Annotated in this window: 18 protein-coding genes and 1 pseudogene; 12 read left to right on the top strand and 7 right to left on the bottom strand. The window is 70.5% G+C overall.

Annotation, left to right across the window (positions count from 1 at the left end; genetic code table 11):
* Window positions 1–15 precede the first annotated feature (15 nt).
* The 4 genes from ACAX67_RS11355 (at window position 16) to ACAX67_RS11340 (ending at window position 3,127) form a co-directional block, all read left to right on the top strand.
* A complete protein-coding gene (locus ACAX67_RS11355) occupies window positions 16–540 on the top strand; it encodes a PH domain-containing protein (protein WP_370703956.1) in 525 nt (174 codons plus the stop codon).
* Complete coding sequence (locus tag ACAX67_RS11350; RefSeq protein WP_370703955.1) at window positions 533–1,516, top strand: adenylate/guanylate cyclase domain-containing protein; 984 nt, start codon at window positions 533–535, stop codon at window positions 1,514–1,516. Before ACAX67_RS11355 ends, ACAX67_RS11350 begins: the two co-directional genes overlap by 8 nt.
* A 132-nt stretch (window positions 1,517–1,648) precedes the next feature.
* Window positions 1,649–1,945: a winged helix-turn-helix domain-containing protein gene (locus ACAX67_RS11345; RefSeq protein ID WP_370703954.1), complete on the top strand. Its 297-nt coding sequence runs from the start codon at window positions 1,649–1,651 to the stop codon at window positions 1,943–1,945.
* Window positions 1,946–1,966: 21 nt separating this feature from the next.
* Entirely contained in the window at window positions 1,967–3,127 is a 1,161-nt protein-coding gene (locus ACAX67_RS11340; protein WP_370703953.1) for a 5-(carboxyamino)imidazole ribonucleotide synthase, read from the top strand.
* A gap of 22 nt (window positions 3,128–3,149) precedes the next feature.
* Here ACAX67_RS11340 and ACAX67_RS11335 read toward each other — a convergent pair whose 3' ends face one another.
* Genes ACAX67_RS11335 through ACAX67_RS11315 form a run of 5 tightly spaced genes read right to left on the bottom strand, consistent with a single transcriptional unit; the run spans window position 3,150 to window position 7,825 of the window.
* Window positions 3,150–3,845, bottom strand: coding sequence for a response regulator (locus ACAX67_RS11335; RefSeq protein WP_370703952.1), 696 nt, complete (start codon window positions 3,843–3,845; stop codon window positions 3,150–3,152).
* Window positions 3,842–5,083, bottom strand: coding sequence for a sensor histidine kinase (locus ACAX67_RS11330; protein ID WP_370703951.1), 1,242 nt, complete (start codon window positions 5,081–5,083; stop codon window positions 3,842–3,844). Before ACAX67_RS11330 ends, ACAX67_RS11335 begins: the two co-directional genes overlap by 4 nt.
* 38 nt (window positions 5,084–5,121) lie before the next feature.
* Complete coding sequence (locus ACAX67_RS11325) at window positions 5,122–6,066, bottom strand: D-alanine--D-alanine ligase family protein (protein WP_370703950.1); 945 nt, start codon at window positions 6,064–6,066, stop codon at window positions 5,122–5,124.
* Window positions 6,063–7,190, bottom strand: a complete 1,128-nt coding sequence (alr, locus tag ACAX67_RS11320; RefSeq protein WP_370703949.1) for an alanine racemase — start codon at window positions 7,188–7,190, stop codon at window positions 6,063–6,065. Before alr ends, ACAX67_RS11325 begins: the two co-directional genes overlap by 4 nt.
* Window positions 7,187–7,825 carry a M15 family metallopeptidase gene (locus ACAX67_RS11315; protein WP_370703948.1) on the bottom strand — a complete coding sequence of 213 codons (639 nt, stop codon included), beginning with the start codon at window positions 7,823–7,825 and terminating at the stop codon, window positions 7,187–7,189. Before ACAX67_RS11315 ends, alr begins: the two co-directional genes overlap by 4 nt.
* Window positions 7,826–7,949: 124 nt before the next feature.
* Here ACAX67_RS11315 and purE point away from each other — a divergent pair, with 124 nt between their 5' ends.
* From purE to ACAX67_RS11295, 4 genes are all read left to right on the top strand, one after another.
* The gene (gene purE / locus ACAX67_RS11310; RefSeq protein WP_370703947.1) at window positions 7,950–8,447 is read left to right on the top strand and encodes a 5-(carboxyamino)imidazole ribonucleotide mutase; all 498 of its coding nucleotides are present in this window, start codon (window positions 7,950–7,952) and stop codon (window positions 8,445–8,447) included.
* Window positions 8,448–8,485: 38 nt separating this feature from the next.
* Window positions 8,486–8,920, top strand: coding sequence for a CoA-binding protein (locus tag ACAX67_RS11305; RefSeq protein WP_370703946.1), 435 nt, complete (start codon window positions 8,486–8,488; stop codon window positions 8,918–8,920).
* A gap of 84 nt (window positions 8,921–9,004) precedes the next feature.
* A complete protein-coding gene (locus ACAX67_RS11300) occupies window positions 9,005–10,180 on the top strand; it encodes an acyl-CoA dehydrogenase family protein (RefSeq protein ID WP_370703945.1) in 1,176 nt (391 codons plus the stop codon).
* A gap of 620 nt (window positions 10,181–10,800) precedes the next feature.
* Window positions 10,801–11,148: a helix-turn-helix domain-containing protein gene (locus ACAX67_RS11295; protein ID WP_370704534.1), complete on the top strand. Its 348-nt coding sequence runs from the start codon at window positions 10,801–10,803 to the stop codon at window positions 11,146–11,148.
* A 493-nt stretch (window positions 11,149–11,641) separates the two neighbouring features.
* On the opposite strand, the pseudogene ACAX67_RS11290 reads toward ACAX67_RS11295, so the two are convergent.
* Window positions 11,642–12,619 (bottom strand): annotated as a pseudogene (locus ACAX67_RS11290) (IS481 family transposase).
* Window positions 12,620–12,733: 114 nt separating this feature from the next.
* On the bottom strand, window positions 12,734–13,297 hold the full coding sequence (locus ACAX67_RS11285; protein WP_370703944.1) for a TetR/AcrR family transcriptional regulator: 564 nt from the start codon (window positions 13,295–13,297) through the stop codon (window positions 12,734–12,736).
* A 64-nt stretch (window positions 13,298–13,361) separates the two neighbouring features.
* Here ACAX67_RS11285 and ACAX67_RS11280 point away from each other — a divergent pair, with 64 nt between their 5' ends.
* From ACAX67_RS11280 to ACAX67_RS11265, 4 genes are all read left to right on the top strand, one after another.
* Complete coding sequence (locus tag ACAX67_RS11280) at window positions 13,362–13,688, top strand: DMT family transporter (RefSeq protein ID WP_370703943.1); 327 nt, start codon at window positions 13,362–13,364, stop codon at window positions 13,686–13,688.
* A 184-nt stretch (window positions 13,689–13,872) separates the two neighbouring features.
* The gene (locus tag ACAX67_RS11275) at window positions 13,873–14,346 is read left to right on the top strand and encodes an NUDIX hydrolase (protein ID WP_370703942.1); all 474 of its coding nucleotides are present in this window, start codon (window positions 13,873–13,875) and stop codon (window positions 14,344–14,346) included.
* A 61-nt stretch (window positions 14,347–14,407) separates the two neighbouring features.
* A complete protein-coding gene (locus ACAX67_RS11270; RefSeq protein ID WP_370703941.1) occupies window positions 14,408–15,892 on the top strand; it encodes a hypothetical protein in 1,485 nt (494 codons plus the stop codon).
* 123 nt (window positions 15,893–16,015) lie between these two features.
* The gene (locus ACAX67_RS11265) at window positions 16,016–16,438 is read left to right on the top strand and encodes a hypothetical protein (RefSeq protein ID WP_370703940.1); all 423 of its coding nucleotides are present in this window, start codon (window positions 16,016–16,018) and stop codon (window positions 16,436–16,438) included.
* Window positions 16,439–16,504 lie beyond the last annotated feature (66 nt).

Genomic DNA, 16,504 nt, shown 5'->3' with positions numbered 1-16,504 from the left:
TGGGATGATCGTCCGGTGGCCATCTCATCGAAGCTGCTCAACCCCGGCGAGACGCTGGTGGTGTCGTCCCGGCAGCACCCCAAGGCGCTGTTCGTGCCGATCCTCGCGCTGGTCTTCTTCCTCGCTGTCGGAGTGGTCCTTCAGGTGGTGCTCCCCGACGGTGACGCCGGCACGTGGGCCTCACGCGTCGTCTGGGTGCTCTGCGCCCTCGCGATCATCTGGTTCGTGCTGCGGCCGTTCCTCGACTGGATGACGACCGTCTACGGCGTGACCGACCGCCGGCTGATCACCCGCCGCGGCATCCTCACCCGCAAGGGCCACGACATCCCCCTCTCGCGCATCAGCGACCTGTCGATCGAGATCAACCTCATCGATCGCCCCTTCGGCTGCGGCAGCCTGATCGTGACCGACGCCTCGACCTTCGGCGAGGTCCGGCTCAACGACATCCCGCGGGTCGAGGAGACGCAGCGCCGGATCAACGAGCTGCTCCACGCGCTCGACGGCCGCGGCGCCCCGCACCCGCGCAGCGAAGGTGTCTGAGGACGAGCCCTCGGGCGACGACGTCGGAGGGGTACCCCTCGGCCCGGAGCCGACGCTCACCGCCGCGGAGGTGGCCGGGCGGGCAGGGCTGCCCGAGGCACTGGCGCGCCGGATCTGGCGCACCCTCGGCTTCCCCGAGCGCGGCGACGAGCGCGCCTACGACGACCAGGACGTCGCCGCGATGTCGGTGCTGGCCGACCTCGTGGCCGACGGCGTCTTCGACGTCGACCTGGTGCTCAACGTGGTGCGGGGCGCGGGCCTGAGCATGGCCCGGCTGGCCGACTGGGAGGTCGGCGCGCTCCTCGGCCGCATCGAGGAGGTCGTCGCCGAACGGGTCGGCCCCGGCAGGTCGCCGTCGGAGGCGACGGCCTGGCTCTTCGAGCAGTACGGCGACCGGTTCGACGAGGTCCTGCTCTACACCTGGCGCCGGCACGTCGCGGCGGCCGTGGCCCGCATCGACACGACGCGGGCGATCGATGCCGACCCGCACACCACCCACCTCACCGTGGGCTTCGCCGACATCGTCGGCTTCACGGCGCTGTCCAACGAGCTCTCGCGCGACAAGATCGGCGACCTCGTCGAGCTCTTCGAGGTGCGGTGCGGGGACGTCATCGCGGCCAACGGCGGCCGGCTGATCAAGAGCATGGGCGACGCCGTGCTCTTCGTGAACGACGACGCCCTGCGTGCCTACGAGACCGCGGAGGGGATCATCCACGTCGTCGGCCGCGACAAGCGGATGCCGGACGTGCGCATCGGCGTCGCGACCGGCGCTGTCGTGCCGCGACTGGGGGACGTCTTCGGGCCACCGGTCAACCTCGCGGCCCGGCTCACCCAGGTCGCGCGCCGCAACCGGATCATCGTCGACCGGGCCACGGCCGACGTGCTGCCCGACGACCAGTTCGAGACCCGGCCGCTGCCGGCGCGCCCGATGCGCGGGTTCGGCGTCATGGAGCCGTTGACGGCTCGTCGCATCTGACGACGAGCCCCTCGGGGCGAGCCGTTATCGGATCAGGTACGAATCCGGAGCCCAATTGCAAAATTATGTGGGAAGCACCAACGGCCGACGCCCTCGCACTCCTATTTTGAGGTTGTGTTCGAGGTGCAAGACGTGCGGCTCGACCCGGCAAGTCGCCGTGCGTGGCGAGGCGGTCGGGAGATTCAGCTTTCCCGCAAGGAATTCGACCTCGTCCAGGCCCTGATCTCGAAGGCGGGATCGGTGGTGAGTCGCGACGAGCTCATGCGCGACGTGTGGAACGCGACGTTCTGGACCTCGTCGAAGACCATCGACGTCCATCTCGGCTGGGTGCGCCGCAAGCTCGGCGACGACACGCGGCACCCGACCCTCATCACGACTGTGCGCGGGCAGGGTCTCCGCTTCGAGACGGGCGCACCGGCCGTCCTCTGAACGTCTCGGTAGGGTGCGGGCGTGCCCGACGCCGCTCCTCGTATCGCCGTCATCGGAGGGGGCCAGCTGGCCCGGATGATGGCACAGCCGGCCATCGCCCTCGGCGTACCTCTCCGGCTGCTCGCCGAGGCCGACGGCGTCTCCGCCGCCCAGGTCATCCCCGACCGGCTCGTCGGCGACTACCGCGACCTCGCCACGCTGCGGTCGGTGACCGACGGCTGCTCGGTGGTGACCTTCGACCACGAGCACGTGCCGACCGAGCACCTCCATGCCCTCGAGGACGCGGGCGTGGCGTGCCGGCCCGGTCCCGAGGCCCTCGTGCACGCCCAGGACAAGATCGTCATGCGCGAGGCGATGGTCCGCCTCGGCGCCCCGCAGCCCCGCTGGTCGGTCGTCTCGACGGCCGCGGAGGTCGAGGCGTTCGGGCTGCCCTGCGTGCTCAAGGTGAGCCGCGGGGGCTACGACGGCAAGGGGGTCTGGGTCGTCCGCACCGCCGTCGACATCGACGAGCCGCTCGCGGCCGCCGAGCGCGCCGGCGTGCGCCTGCTCGCCGAGGAGCTCGTCGACTTCCGCCGCGAGCTGTCGGCGATCGTCGCGCGCTCGCCGAGCGGCCAAGCCGCGGCCTACCCCGTCGTGGCGACCACCCAGCTCGACGGCATCTGCCACGAGGTGGTCGCCCCCGCGCCCGACCTCGACCCGGCCCGCGCCGGGGAGGCGCAGCAGCTCGCGCTCCGCGTCGCGGGCGAGCTCGGCGTCACCGGCATCCTCGCGGTCGAGCTCTTCGAGGCGCAGGACGGCTCGATCCTGGTCAACGAGCTGGCGATGCGCCCCCACAACACCGGCCACTGGAGCCAGGACGGCGCCGTCACCTCGCAGTTCGAGAACCACCTCCGCGCGGTGCTCGACCTCCCTCTCGGGTCACCCGCCCCGCGGGCACCCTGGACGGTGATGGTCAACATCCTCGGCTCTGCCGACCCCGAGGTGGGCCACCTCTACGACGGCTACCCGCACGCCCTCGCCCGTGACCCGCACCTGCGGGTCCACCTCTACGGCAAGGACCTCCGTCCCGGGCGCAAGGTCGGCCATGTCAACGCCTACGGCGACGACCTCGACGACGTGCTCGAGCGGGCACGCCACGCCGCTGCGTGGTTCCGCGGCGACCTCGGCAACGACTCGGACTGACCCCCGCCCGGACGACCCGGGATCAACCGAGCAGCCGGTGGTCGTGGGCGAACACCACGATCTGCACCCGGTCGCGCAGCCCGAGCTTGCGCAGGATGGCGCCGACGTGGGTCTTCACCGTCGACTCGCTGAGGTGCACCACGGCCGCGACCTCGCTGTTGGACAGGCCCCGCGCCACGGCGGTGAAGATCTCCCGCTCCTTCTCGGTCAGGGCGAGGTACGGCGGCGGCGGCTCCGTCGGCGTGGCGAACGTGCGGTCGAGCAGCCGGGTGAGGTCGGTGGGCGCGAGGACGGCGTTGCCGGCGGCGACCGTGCGGATCGCCTCGGCCAGCTGCTGCGGGGTGGTGTCCTTCAGGAGGAAGCCGCTGGCGCCGTGCCTGATCGCCGCGGCCGCCCGGTCGTCGAGGTCGAAGGTGGTGAGCACGACGACGCGCAGCACCCTCGCGCGGCGGGCGGCCCGCTCGGGCGCGAGCAGCTGCCGGGTCGCCTCGACCCCGTCCATCTCGGGCATCCGGAGGTCCATCAGCACGACGTCGGGATCGGTCTGGTCGGCGACCTCGATCGACTGCAGGCCGTCGGCCGCCGTACCGACGACGCGCATCCCGGGTTGCGCGTCGACGATCACCCGCACGCCCTCGCGGAAGAGGTCCTGGTCGTCGACGAGGAGCACCCGGATGTCCTCGACGGGCGTCGCGCCCGCGGTCGGCGGCGTCGTCATGTCGCGCTCGTGGGCAGCCAGGCCGTCACGGTGAAGGTGGGGAAGCCCGCGCCGCTCCGCGGCCGCACGTCGAGGCGGCCCCCCACCGACTCCAGCCGGCGCCGCATGCCCTCGAGCCCGTTGCCGGGCGCGGGAGCGACGTCCCGGGCCGCGATCGGCACCGTCTCCACGCCGGCGGTGTCCACCACGTTGCTGACCTCGATCCTGAGCTCGTCCTGCCAGTGCCGCTCCACGTGCAGCGGCTCGTCGCGCCGGCCGTGCCGGATCGCGTTGGTCAGCATCTCCTGGAGCACCCGGTAGGCCACGGTCGCGAGCTCCGGTGGCAGGGGGCGGGGCTCCCCGATCTCGGTCGAGATCACCTCGTGCCCGCTCGCCCGGACGCCCTCGACGAGCGTGTCGAGCCCGCCGCTCGGCGGGCGGTCGCCGGTGGCGCCCAGCACGTGGCGCACGTCCTGCAGCGAGGTGCGGGCCGACGTGGCGATGGTCGCGAGGGTGTCCTTGAGCCGGGCGGGGTCGTCGTCCGGGAGGTACTGCGCGGACTCGGCCTGCGCCAGGATCACGGCGAGGGAGTGGCCGACCACGTCGTGCACGTCGCGCGCGAGCCGCGCCTGGCCCTCCTTCACCTCGGCGAGCTCCTCGGCCTGGTCGCGCTCCCGTGCGGTCTCGATCTGCTCGGCGCGCGTCCGCGCCTCGCGGCGCAGCACCCGCACCAGCACGCCGACCAGCCACGGCACGATCAGCAGGGCCGTCCCGAAGAGCAGCACCCGGGTCAGCAGCGAGCGCAGCGAGCCCGCCCACAGTGCGGAGTAGTAGGCCTCGTTGGCCGACGGCACCTCCAGCAGCTCCAGGCCGGCGCCGTAGGTCAGCACCAGCAGCAGGCCGATCGCCGGCACCGAGGCGGCGCTCGCCACGAGCGTGGCGACCGAGCCGTAGCGCCCGCAGCCGAAGGCGATCACCGCCACGCTCAGCTCGACGAGCAGGAGGGGCACGCCGTTCCAGACCTGGAGGAAGGCGAGGGCCCAGAGCAGTCCGAGGGCGAGGCTCGGTCGGAGCCGGTAGGACGCCACGGCGACCGCGAACGCGCAGACGAAGAGGATCTGGTCGCGGTCGCTCATCTGGGTGCGGATGTCGGCGAAGCCGACCTCCCAGGTGCCGAGCACCGCGACCGCCAGCCCGACCAGGACGGCCTGGACCGTCCCGGCGGGGAGGCGCCGCGGCGGTTCGGGTGGGTGCTGCACGCCCCGATGGTGCCACCCGGACCCGTCGGTCCGGCGGATCACCTCACCGCGTCCGCGACCATGCGGCCGAGGAGGTCGGGGTAGGCGATGCCCGCCGCCGCGAACATCCGCGGTGCCTGCGAGTGCTCGGTCAGGCCCGGCATCGTGTTGACCTCCAGCAGCACCGGACCCTCCGCCGTGAGGAAGAAGTCGATGCGCGCCAGGCCGCGGCAGCCCAGGGCGTCGTACATCCGGACCGCGGCAGCCGCGAGCGACGCCTCCTCGTCGGGGGTGACAGCCGCCGGCACGCGGAGGTCGGCTGAGCCGTCGTACTTCGTGGCGTAGTCGAAGATCCCGGGGCCCACGATCTCGAGCGGGGGCGCGACCAGCCGCTCGCCGTCGCGGCCGCCGAGGACGGCGACGTCGATCTCGCGCCCGTGCACGACCTCCTCCACCAGCACCCGGTCGTCGTGGACGAAGGCCTCCTTGAGCGCGGCCTCCAGGTCGGCCGCGGCCGCCACGAGCGAGACGCCCTGGCTGGAGCCCGCGGCGACCGGCTTGACGACGACGGGTCCGGACCAGCGGTAGTCGCCGGCGGTCGCGGGGGAGAGCAGCACACCCGCGGCCACGTCGATGCCCGCGGCCGCGGCGACCAGCTTGGTGAGGTGCTTGTCCATCGCGGTCGCGCCGGCCGATGCGGGCGAGCCCACGCACGGCAGCCCGGCGAGCGCGCACAGCGCGGCGATCGCGCCATCCTCCCCGCCGGGTCCGTGGACGGCGGGGAAGACGACGTCGCAGGAGGAGAGCAGCGCGACCGCGCCCAGCACGCCGAGCGGCCGTCCCTCGCGGTCCTGCCAGCCGCCGCAGCGGGTGAGGGTGATCGGCACGACGTCGTACGACGTCCCGAGCGCCGTCCGCACCGCGGCGGCCGAGGCCAGGGACACCTCGTGCTCGCTGTTGGCGCCGCCGCCGACGACGGCGACGCGGAGCCGGTCGGTCCTCATCGCCGCACCCGCGCGCCGATGCCGGTGACGATCTCGTGCTCGATGGTGCCCGACCAGCCTGCCCACTCGGCGACGGTCGGCTCGCCCTCGCTGCCCGGTCCGAAGACGGTGGCGATCTCGCCGGCCACCACCGGTGCGGACCCCACGTCGACGACGACCTGGTCCATGGAGATCCGGCCGACGACGGCACAGCGACGTCCGCGGACGAGCACCTCGGCCCGCCCGGACGCGGTCCGGGGGAGTCCGTCGGCGTAGCCGAGGGGGAGCAGGGCCAGCCGGGTCCCTCGAGCAGTGGCCCAGGTGTGCCCGTAGCCGACCGGGGTGCCCGCGACGACGTCGCGCACCGAGACGACCGGGGCCGTGAGAGTCAGCGCCGGGCGCAGCGGCGTCGTGCCGCTCGGGTCGATGCCGACCAGGCCGGCGCCGACGCGGCAGAGCGTGTGGCGGCTGAGCGGGTCGGTCAGGGTGGCGGCGGTCGCCGCCAGGTGCCGCAGGGGCGGGCGGAGCCCGTGGCGACGGGCGACCCCGATGCCCCAGGCGAACCGGTCGCGTGCGGCGCGGTTGGCCTCGTGCCCCGGTTCGTCGCCGCGGGCCAGGTGGCCCATCACGCCGACCACCCGAACGGTGCCCTCGCGCTCGGCCCTCCGCGCGGCGTGGCACAGGCGTGCCCAGTCCGCCGGGGCGGCGCCGTCGCGGGCCAGCCCGACGTCGAGATGGAGGTGGACGCGCGCCGGCCGGCCCGTCGTCCGCGCGGCGCCGGCGACCGCGGCCAGGTGCGCCGGCCCCGGCACGGCCACGTCGACGTGGTGCAGGACCGCGGCCCGGAAGTCGCTCGCCACCGGGTTGAGCCAGCTGAGGACCGGTGCCTCGATGCCGGCGAGGCGGAGCGCGACCGCCTCGTCGAGGCTCGTGACGCCGAGCCACGACGCCCCGTGGCGCAGCGCGGTCCGCGCGACCAGGGCGGCCCCGTGCCCGAACCCGTCGGCCTTGACGACGGCCATCAGGGCCCCGCCGGAGCGCTCCGCGAAGAGGCGGCTGTTGGCCGCGATCGCCGACGCGTCCACCTGGAGGGCGGCGCCGCGCCCCCGCAGGTCGAGAGCGCGGTCCAGGGTCAGCGCGGTCACCGGACCGCACCCGCCGGCACGCGGGACCCGACCGCGCCGTAGTGCGCGCGGGCGGCTCCGGTCATCAGGGCCCAGTAGCGGTCGCCGTAGCTCCAGTGCCACCACTCGGTCGGGTAGTTGACCAGGCCCGCCGAGGTGAGCGCGTCGCCGAGGACCAGGCGCAGCGCACGGGCCTCCAGGGAGATGTCGGGTGCGGCGAAGTAGCAGCGCCCTCGGCTCTCCTCGGGTGTCGCGTCGATCGTGGTCCCGAGGTCGAGCTGCTGCCCGGACTCGTCGACCAGGGTCAGGTCGACGGCCGCGCCCGCGACGTGCGGCGCCACGTCGATCGGAGCGACGAACCGGCTGACCAGGCGATCGAGCTCGGGACCCGTCGCGCCCGGGTGGGCGGCCCGCACCTGGGCGGTGTAGGCGTCGATGATGCGCTGCTGGTCGGCGGCGCTGCGGTGCCCCTCGACGACGAGGAGCCGGATGCCGGGGGGCAGGGACAGGTCGGCGCGATAGAGCCGGTCGGCGAGCGCCGCCCGCACCCGCGCCCCGCCGGGCGCGATGCCGGGGTGCAGCTCGACCAGAGGCTCGCCGTTCTCGGCGACGGGGAGCGCGGACACGAGCGGGTCCGACAACAGCAGTGGTGACATGCCGACGACGCTAGGTACGACGAGGGGTGCCGCGCCTCGGCCTGAGGTGCCGGGTCGCGGCACCTCAGGATGAGCGGGCACGACCAGCCGCGGCCGTGCGGCCGACGCTCGATAGCCTTCGGCCATGACTGCACGGGTGGGCATCGTGATGGGCTCCGACTCCGACTGGCCGGTGATGCAGGCCGCCGCCGAGGCGCTGGCCGAGTTCGGCGTGGCCTACGAGGCCGACGTCGTCTCCGCCCACCGGATGCCGCAGGAGATGCTCGACTACGGCAAGCAGGCCGCCGGGCGCGGGCTCTCGGTGATCATCGCCGGCGCGGGTGGCGCGGCCCACCTGCCCGGCATGCTCGCGGCGGTCACGCCGCTCCCGGTGATCGGTGTGCCCGTGCCGCTGAAGTACCTCGACGGGATGGACTCCCTGCTCTCCATCGTGCAGATGCCGGCCGGGGTGCCGGTCGCCACGGTCGCGGTCGGCGGCGCGCGCAACGCCGGCCTGCTCGCCGTACGCATCCTCGGCGCGAGCGACCCCGTGCTGCAGGAGCGGATGACGGCCTTCCAGGCCGAGCTCAAGGCCACTGCCCAGGAGAAGGGCGCGGTCGTCCGCGACGCCTCCGCGGGGTGACGCGGGAAGAACCGCGGCCGGCTGGGTATTGACCCAGCATGAGCGCAGCGTGGAAGGACCGGGCCACGATCGACCGGATGCTCGACGACGGGCAGGTCTGGGCCGTCGTCGGCCTCGGGGGTGACCCCTGGCGCACCGCCTACTCGATCGCCCAGGAGCTCCAGCAGCGCGGCAAGCGGATCGTGCCGATCCACCCGAGCGCGGACGGGGAGCGCACCGTGCTCGGCGAGCTGGTCTACGCCTCGCTCGACGAGGTGCCCTTCCCGATCGACGTCGTGGACGTGTTCCGGCGCTCCGAGGCGGCCGGCGAGTTCGCCGACCAGGCCGTGAAGATCGGGGCCGGCGGCGTGTGGTTCCAGATGGGCGTGGTCGACGAGGAGGCGTTCCGCCGTACGACCGAGGCCGGCGTGCCGATGGTGATGGACGTCTGTCCCTCGCAGCAGTGGTTCCAGCGCGAGCGCCGCGGGTCGTGACCGGCGCGTGAGGTCGCTCACAACGAGCGTCTCGGGGGCGCAGCCGAGTCGTCGGCAACAAGTAGGACTTCCTACTATCGGGACGTGAGCAACGCTGACTTCCCCTACTACGGCCTCTCCGAGGAGCACCAGGCGATCCGCGAGGCCGTGCGCGCGATCTGCGACGACAAGGTCGCGCCCTACGCGACCGAGGTCGACGAGCAGGCCCGCTACCCCCAGGAGGCGGCCGACGCCCTGCTGGCGGCGGACTTCCACGCCCCTCACGTGCCCGAGGAGTACGGCGGCGCCGGTGCCGACGCGCTCGCGACCGTGATCGTCATCGAGGAGGTCGCGCGGGCGTGCGTGTCGTCCTCGCTGATCCCGGCGGTCAACAAGCTGGGCTCCCTGCCGGTGCTGATCGGCGGCTCGGAGGAGCTCAAGGCGAAGTACCTCGGCGCGCTCGCCCGCGGTGAGGGCGGCTTCTCCTACTGCCTCTCGGAGCCCGATGCGGGCTCCGACGCGGCGAACCAGAAGACCCGGGCGGTGCGTGACGGCGACTTCTACGTGCTCGACGGCGTGAAGCGCTGGATCACCAACGCCGGCGTCTCGGAGTACTACACGGTCCTCGCCACCACCGACCCCGACTCCCGCACGAAGGGCATCTCGGCCTTCGTGGTGGAGAAGTCCGACGAAGGTGTCTCCTTCGGCGCGCCGGAGAAGAAGCTCGGCATCAAGGGCAGTCCGACGCGCGAGGTCTACCTCGACAAGGTCCGGATCCCCGCCGACCGGCTGATCGGGGAGGAGGGCAAGGGCTTCGAGTACGCCATGCAGACCCTCGACCACACCCGGATCACGATCGCCGCCCAGGCCGTCGGGGTCGCGCAGGGTGCGCTGGACTACGCGCTGGGCTACGCCAAGGAGCGCCAGCAGTTCGGCCGCCCGATCGCCGACAACCAGGGCCTGCAGTTCCTGCTGGCCGACATGGGCATGAAGGTCGAGGCCGCCCGGCAGCTCACGTACGCCGCGGCCGGTCGCTCCGAGCGCGGCGACAAGGACCTGATGTTCTTCGGCGCGGCGGCCAAGGCCTTCGCCTCCGACGCCGCGATGGAGGTCACGACCGACGCCGTCCAGGTGCTCGGCGGCTACGGCTACACCCGCGACTACCCGGTCGAGCGGATGATGCGCGACGCGAAGATCACCCAGATCTACGAGGGCACCAACCAGGTGCAGCGCATCGTCATGGCCCGCCAGCTCCTCTCGGGCATCCAGTCGCAGCTCTGATTGCAGTGTTTGCCCAGGTCAGCGCGCCTTTAGCTCGGGATGTCGCTTTCGTAGGCTGGCGTGCTGGCGGGAATCTGTCAGGTCGGGATGTGCCATGCCGCACCACGCCGGCACGTGCCGCAACACCCCGGGTGTGCCAGCTGTGTGCCGTTTGTGAGGCGCGAAGAGACCGGTCTCGGGGTCAGGCTGATGGCGACGCAGCGCACAGCGGGCGGCGATGGCGCATGTCCCTCTCGGGCACTGGCGTGGCAGCCGGGATGCGTCATGTTCGCGACACGAGCAACGTGCCGGCCGGCAACACCGTCGTGGACCAGAGTCCTCGCGCTCGCAACTGCCGGTCCTGTCCGCGACGCCGCAAGCGTCCGGCCGGGGGCGGTGCTGGTGTGCGGAGAGAAGGCAGCGCGCGGCTGGGTGAGACGACGGACGCCCTTGAACTCGAGCGGGAGTGCAACGCCTTGATCTGATCGAGGTGTCTTGATCGGCCGTCCTGCCTGGCCGCGTGAGAAGCAGAAGGCGTTCTGGCGGCACGTGGCGGTTCGCCTCTCGGTCACCGACGCTGCGGCAGAAGTCAGCGTGTCTAGGCCGGTGGGTATCGATGGTTTGCAGCATCGGGCGGTGTGATGATGCTCCGTGCTGTCCGCGAGCCCGCGTCGCCGTGGGCGAGGCTTCGCCACGGCCGAAGGCTGATCATGGCAGATCGTGAAGAAATCGCTCATCTCAAGCGCGAGCGCCTCACGGTGAGCGAAATCGCGTCGGTGATCGGGTTCGACAAGTCGACGGCGAGCCGCGAGCTGCGCCGCAACGTCACCGATGGCAGATACCGGGCGACCCGGCTCAGCGCGAGGCCGACCAGCGGTCGCGTGTGGCGGAGGTCAAGCCGCCAAGCTCGCTGCCAGCACCCGGCTACACGAGGAGGTAAGAGGGCGGCAGTTAAAGCCGAGTCCGTGACAGCTCGAGCTCCGTCCTGATGGCGTTAACCCCGTTGGGACGTGATGGCGGCGCGCGGGGAGTGGTGCCGAGGACGACGGAACGGCCTCGACTGCCCTGACGTTCCGCACAGATCTCGCCGCCCCTGACACTCTTCGCACTGTCGCGTCCATCATGAAGGCACATGGCTGGAGCCGGACGGTACAGGTGACTGGTGCTTTGCCAAGTTCATCAATGATCGAACGGTGTGGACGGACGCAGCCTAAATCACAGGTGCCATCTTCGATCTGATGATGGCAACCGCCAACTGCGGTCCCTCTGAGCGCACTCGTATCGGCAGGTCCCCGTACGCCGTGCGGCCGTCGAGGACTCCGTCTCGTCGTCACGATCCCCCTGCGGATCACCGACGGCGAAGAGATTGCCGAACTTCTGCAGGACGCGACGCGCAGGCACCTCGCGCGATCAGCACCGCTTCACAGCCGCTTCGCCGGCGGAACCAGTTCGTAAGGTGGTCGAACGCCCGCCCATCGGCGGCTAATTGTTCTGTCCCAACAAGTTTGGTACGAGGTCGGCTGGCGACTCGCCCTTGAGGGCGGTGTGGCGGCAGTGGTGATAGTAGGTGCAGCCAGTCGCCGAAGGAGGCAGCGCGCTCGGATTCTGAGGCATACGGCCGGGCGTAGGCCCACTCCTCGAGCATGGTGCGGTTGTACCGCTCGACCTTGCCGTTGGTCTGGGGCCGGTACGGGGCCCCGGTGCGCTTGTGGGGGATCGCGTCGCCGAGAGGTGCGGCGAAGGGCTTGGATCGGTAGGAGGCGCCGTTGTCGTGTCAGGACCCGCTTGACCACGATGCCCGCAGCCTCGAAGTAGGCGCGGGCACGCTGCCAGAACTCAGCCGCGGTCTCCTTCTTCTCGTCGGTTAGGAGTTCGCTGTATCCCAGGCGGGTGCAGTCTTCGACGGCGTTGTGGATGTACCAGTAACCGGACTTGGTCCTGCCGGCGTTCTTCTTGCCCTGTTGGCGTCCCTGGATGCGCGAGCCGCCGCCGTCGGGTATGCGGCCGAGTTTCTTGATGTCGACGTGGATCGGGTCGCCGGGCGCCTCGTGCACGTCGGAGTTGATCTTGCGTCGGGCCCATTTGATCCGGACCCCGGGTCGCAGGATCGATCCAGGCCAGCGGCGGGCAGCCGTAGCGGCGCAGGATCTTGTGCACCGTGGAGACCGCCATCCACAGGTGATAGGCGAACGCGCTGGTCCCCCACGTCGACAGACCCGCAGCTCGAGCACTCGCCGCTCGACCCGCGCCGGGGTGCGTCGCGGTGAGGTGTTCGGGTGTGAGGACCGGTCGGCCATGCCGGCCCGGCGCTGGTCGCGGTAGCGGTCGGCCCACCGCTTCGCTGTGGTCACCGAATAGTTCCAGCGTTCGGCGGGGCGACGCAGCGGCCACCCCTTGTCCACGACGAGCTGCCAGGCGCAGACGACCGGCAGGAGTCAGTTGGGCGTTAGCGTGGGACACGAAGACCTCCGGAGTTTCGTGGGCGAGTGAATGCTTGGTCGCTTCACCCCTCACCCGGAGGTCTTCGTCATCGTCCTGCAGGCACGCCGTACCTAACATCCGTGATCAGAGCAGCTAGCCTCCGAGCGCCGCGACGGCGTCGGCGAGATCGGCCACAGCGCGTCGTCGGGCGGCGCCGCTGATGTCGAGCGGCGCGTCGAGTTGGAGGCCGAGGAAGGCCGCGCCGATCACTGTCGCGGCACGCTTGGCTATCGGACGGGGTACGTCGGACTTGATCAGATGGGCGACGAAGCATCCCAACCAGCGCTTGTTGGCCTCTCGAACGACGGAGACGTAGGGCTCGCGGCCGAGGAGGCCGAGTGCTGCCGCCTCGACGTAAAGCCGTGAGCAGGGCTCGAACTCGGCCGAGTTCGCGACCGACCACAGATCGCGCACGGCTGCGCGAAGGTCGACAGACCGGGGGAGTGCCTCGACGGCTTGGACCGCACGGGCGTTGGATTCGAAAAGCACGGCCGCCACCAGGTCGTCCTTGGTGTCGAAGTGGTAGAGCAGCATGCGGTCGCTGGTGCCGAGCGCGGCCGCGAGCGGGCGGAGGCTGAGGCCGATGAGCCCGTGCGCGAGGACGTAGTCAGTGGCTGCGGGGGTCCACTCCTCACGACGCTCTGAGCTCGCGGCCATGACCATGACTGTAGCATGTGCTACGTTCGTGTGTAGCAGATGCTACAAGTGAAGGGTTTTGATCATGTACGCCGCGTTCGGGTTGCTCCTGGCAGCGATCGCGATAGAAGTAGTTGCGACTTCGGCGCTGCCGCGCACCGCCGGGTTCCGCGACCCCTTGTGGAGTGCTGTGGTGATCGCTGGTTATGCGGCGTCGATCTGGCTGCTGGCGGTGGTGGTGCAGCGCTTGCCGGTTTCGACGGCCTACGCCTTGTGGTCCGGGGTCGGCACCGCCGCTATCGCCTTTGTGGGCGCGATGTGGCTCGGAGAGTCTTGGGACGTGGTGAAGGTCTGCGGTCTCGCGTTGATCGTGGTTGGCGTCGTCGTGCTGAACCTGCAAGGTGCGCATTGAGGGGTTCGGATCAGCTGGCACGGGGCACCTGCTGGCGGCCGGGGCGGGCTGTCAGAACTTTCTTGACGTTAGAGGTGTGATTGCGCGGCAGCAGACCGGCCTCGGTGTAATCTTGCGGGCGTCAAGAACGTCCCGGGTGTCCGCGGCTGCGCCGATAGGAGTCCGTTCAGCCAAGGAAGTCGCCGTGTCGTTGCAGCGCCCCACCCCAAAGCCTACAGGACTCGGTACCCGCTTGATTCGCGTCGCGTCGATGCCCGCCCGTGCGTGGTACAGCCATGGGGCGCTGGTCTGGGTGCGCAACGATCGCGACGAGTTCTTGTTGGTGCGGGAACGGCGTCGCGAACGGGGCAAGTGGGGGTTGCCTGGCGGCTTCTTGAACCCCATGGAAGACCCAGCGGTCGGTGCCGCGCGCGAACTGCGGGAGGAGACCAAGGTCTCGTGTGATCCCGCTGATCTCGAGCACGTCATGGAGTACCGCCAGCCGTGGGCGCGCCACTACGAACACGTCTTCAGCCTGACGGCTCAAGGTGACGGGGCGAGCCGGACCCGAAGCTTCGAGATCAGCGGGCAGGGGTGGTTTGCCGCGGACGATCTGCCGGCCTTGACGGCAGCGGCAAACGAGGTGCTGGTTCGTCTCCAAGATCGCGGGCTGCTGTGAAGGCGCCGCGCCGACTGTGGAGTCGACCTGCCTCCAGTTGGCTCGGCAGGAGACGCATACCGTGACCGCGGACCGACCCGGGGCAGCCGCGGCGGCGCCCGGGGCAACCGAATGCGCGCCCGGAACAGTCGTGGGAAATCAAGCTCCGCGGCGGGACTTCGATGCCTTCCTCGGGCCCTCTTCGCTCGCGACCACGCTGGCGCTCGTCTTCAACCCGACCCAGCACATCGTCCGCATCTCCGAGTACGTCGACCTTCGCGAAGAGCAGGTCCGCAGGCACACCAAGTTCGAGGTCCGGACGCCGCACGCCGACTTCCTGTTCCCCATCGCCTTCCTTCCCGTCGGACAGCTCGACGATCTGATCGCGATCGAAGACACCGATGGCGTGATCCCGCTCGTCCTCGGCAGGGCAGAAACCATCACGGCGTTGCGAACCATGTTGAGGGCCCAAGCCGCGGTGATCGACCTGTCGGGTGTTCGCCCCGAACTCGTTGACCGCGTGTGCGAGCTCGTGCCGTCGGAGTCTCGCGAGGTTGCCACGGCCATCGCTAGTGCGCTGCGCCAAGCCCTGCTGACAGCCTCACCCGACCAGACATTGACTCGCGACCAAAACGATTTCCTCCAGTCGTTGTTCTTCCTGTGCGGGCGACGTCCACTCCTCGTCCCGTGCCACACCGAGTCGGAGTTCACCGCAGTGGAAGTTGTTCGCGACGTCAGTCGGGTCGAGCTCTCCGGCGGCGGATTCGGTGAGCATGTGCGACTTCTCGCCGGGCGCCTTCCTCAAGAGCTTCGGTTCAACATCGACGTCGCGTTGTGGGCGCAGAGCTACCACTTCAGGATGCACGCCCCCGACCTTCACTACGTGTCCTCGGTAGCGTGCTCGCGGCGCATCGCAGCCGGTGTCGCCCAGCAGCAACGCGTCCGCAAATTCGATGTTGCGCCGTTCGGCGCCAGCAGTGCCCGCGCTCGCGGCATGGAACCCGACTCCCGGGGGCTGGCACACCTTCACCTGCGACGCATCGGTGCGGATCGGCGGGCACGCAACGGACTACTTCTCGAACTCGGTGTTCGCGAGCAACCCATGGGCCAACTGGGAAGCGCCTTTGCGAGGTTGCTCTTCGCGCTTCTCGCCGTTGTCGCCGTCGGCTCGTTCGGGGACAAGTTCGTTGCGTTTCCTGGCCAGAATCTGGCGTCCCTGGTGTTGGCTCTCCCTGGTCTTCTGGGTGCGTCGTTCTTCGTTGCCCACCAATCGAAGGGAGTGCGCGGCCCTCTTGTGGCCCGCATCGGAAGCGGTGTGGCGGCGGCCGCGTCCATCACTTTGTCCGTACTGTTGGCCGTGTGGTCCACCAGCGCCGCCCGCGCTCGGAGCGGGCACCTCAGCGAGCCGCCGACCGACTTCCCTGCACCGCGCGGGATCGAGATCGCACTGTGGATCGAAGGCGGTCTTCTGCTGGTACTGCTTGTCGTGGTTGCCTGCCTCCTGGTCGGGAATGTGATCGCTTTCTGGAAAGCATTGGCGGCGTTCAAACGCGCCCCTATCGTGTGAGGTAAGGAGGCAGCCGTGGGATCATCGTCTCGTGTTCGCGCTGGCGGACGGGCAGGCGGCACGCGAAGTGCTGCCGCGTCCCGGCGCCGCATGTTCAAGCGCGTTCGTGGCGTAGACGGCGACGTGACTACGACCGCAACGCCCGATCCTTCCCCCGAGGCCATCATCGAACTTGCGATGACCTACCTGCGTGCCTCGACAGACGCGGCCGTTCGGGAAACCGATGCCGACATCGAGAAGGTCACCGAGGAGCAGTACGCCCTCATGCTTGGTGCGGGTCTCGCCGCGTTTGACTGGAGCGACGTGGCCGAGGGTGATGACGTGGCTTACGTCGCAAGCACCCATCAGCCGATCGCCCCGTGGCGTACCGACCTTCTTGAGCGCGTGCAGGAGGAGTTGACGCGGGACGGCGAGAGGCTCGTGGCGCAAGCCTCAATCCCGGACGTGTACGCGGATGCTCCTGCCGAAGACCAGGACGCCGCAGAGAGCGCGTCGGCCGCCGAACTGATTTCGGAACTGCTTCGAGACAATCGTCGATCGGCGTGACGCAACCGGCCGCCCGTGGCTGCGCGAGGCTGGTCGGCTAAAGCACGGCCTTGGAGAGTGATGGGT

It is taken from the genome of Nocardioides candidus (assembly GCF_041321175.1).
Classification (GTDB): Bacteria; Actinomycetota; Actinomycetes; order Propionibacteriales; family Nocardioidaceae; genus Nocardioides.
The sequence above is the reverse complement of the archived record's forward strand: the minus strand, read 5'-3'. Positions and strand labels throughout refer to the sequence as shown.

What these genes read in the sequence shown, in the direction of transcription:
- ACAX67_RS11335 (WP_370703952.1), bottom strand. Translation starts at nt 3,845, where the DNA reads ATGACGACGCCGCCGACCGCGGGCGCGACGCCCGTCGAGGACATCCGG.
- ACAX67_RS11325 (WP_370703950.1), bottom strand. Translation starts at nt 6,066, where the DNA reads ATGAGGACCGACCGGCTCCGCGTCGCCGTCGTCGGCGGCGGCGCCAAC.
- ACAX67_RS11315 (WP_370703948.1), bottom strand. Translation starts at nt 7,825, where the DNA reads ATGTCACCACTGCTGTTGTCGGACCCGCTCGTGTCCGCGCTCCCCGTC.
- purE (WP_370703947.1), top strand. Translation starts at nt 7,950, where the DNA reads ATGACTGCACGGGTGGGCATCGTGATGGGCTCCGACTCCGACTGGCCG.
- ACAX67_RS11305 (WP_370703946.1), top strand. Translation starts at nt 8,486, where the DNA reads ATGAGCGCAGCGTGGAAGGACCGGGCCACGATCGACCGGATGCTCGAC.
- ACAX67_RS11295 (WP_370704534.1), top strand. Translation starts at nt 10,801, where the DNA reads ATGATGCTCCGTGCTGTCCGCGAGCCCGCGTCGCCGTGGGCGAGGCTT.
- ACAX67_RS11285 (WP_370703944.1), bottom strand. Translation starts at nt 13,297, where the DNA reads ATGGCCGCGAGCTCAGAGCGTCGTGAGGAGTGGACCCCCGCAGCCACT.
- ACAX67_RS11280 (WP_370703943.1), top strand. Translation starts at nt 13,362, where the DNA reads ATGTACGCCGCGTTCGGGTTGCTCCTGGCAGCGATCGCGATAGAAGTA.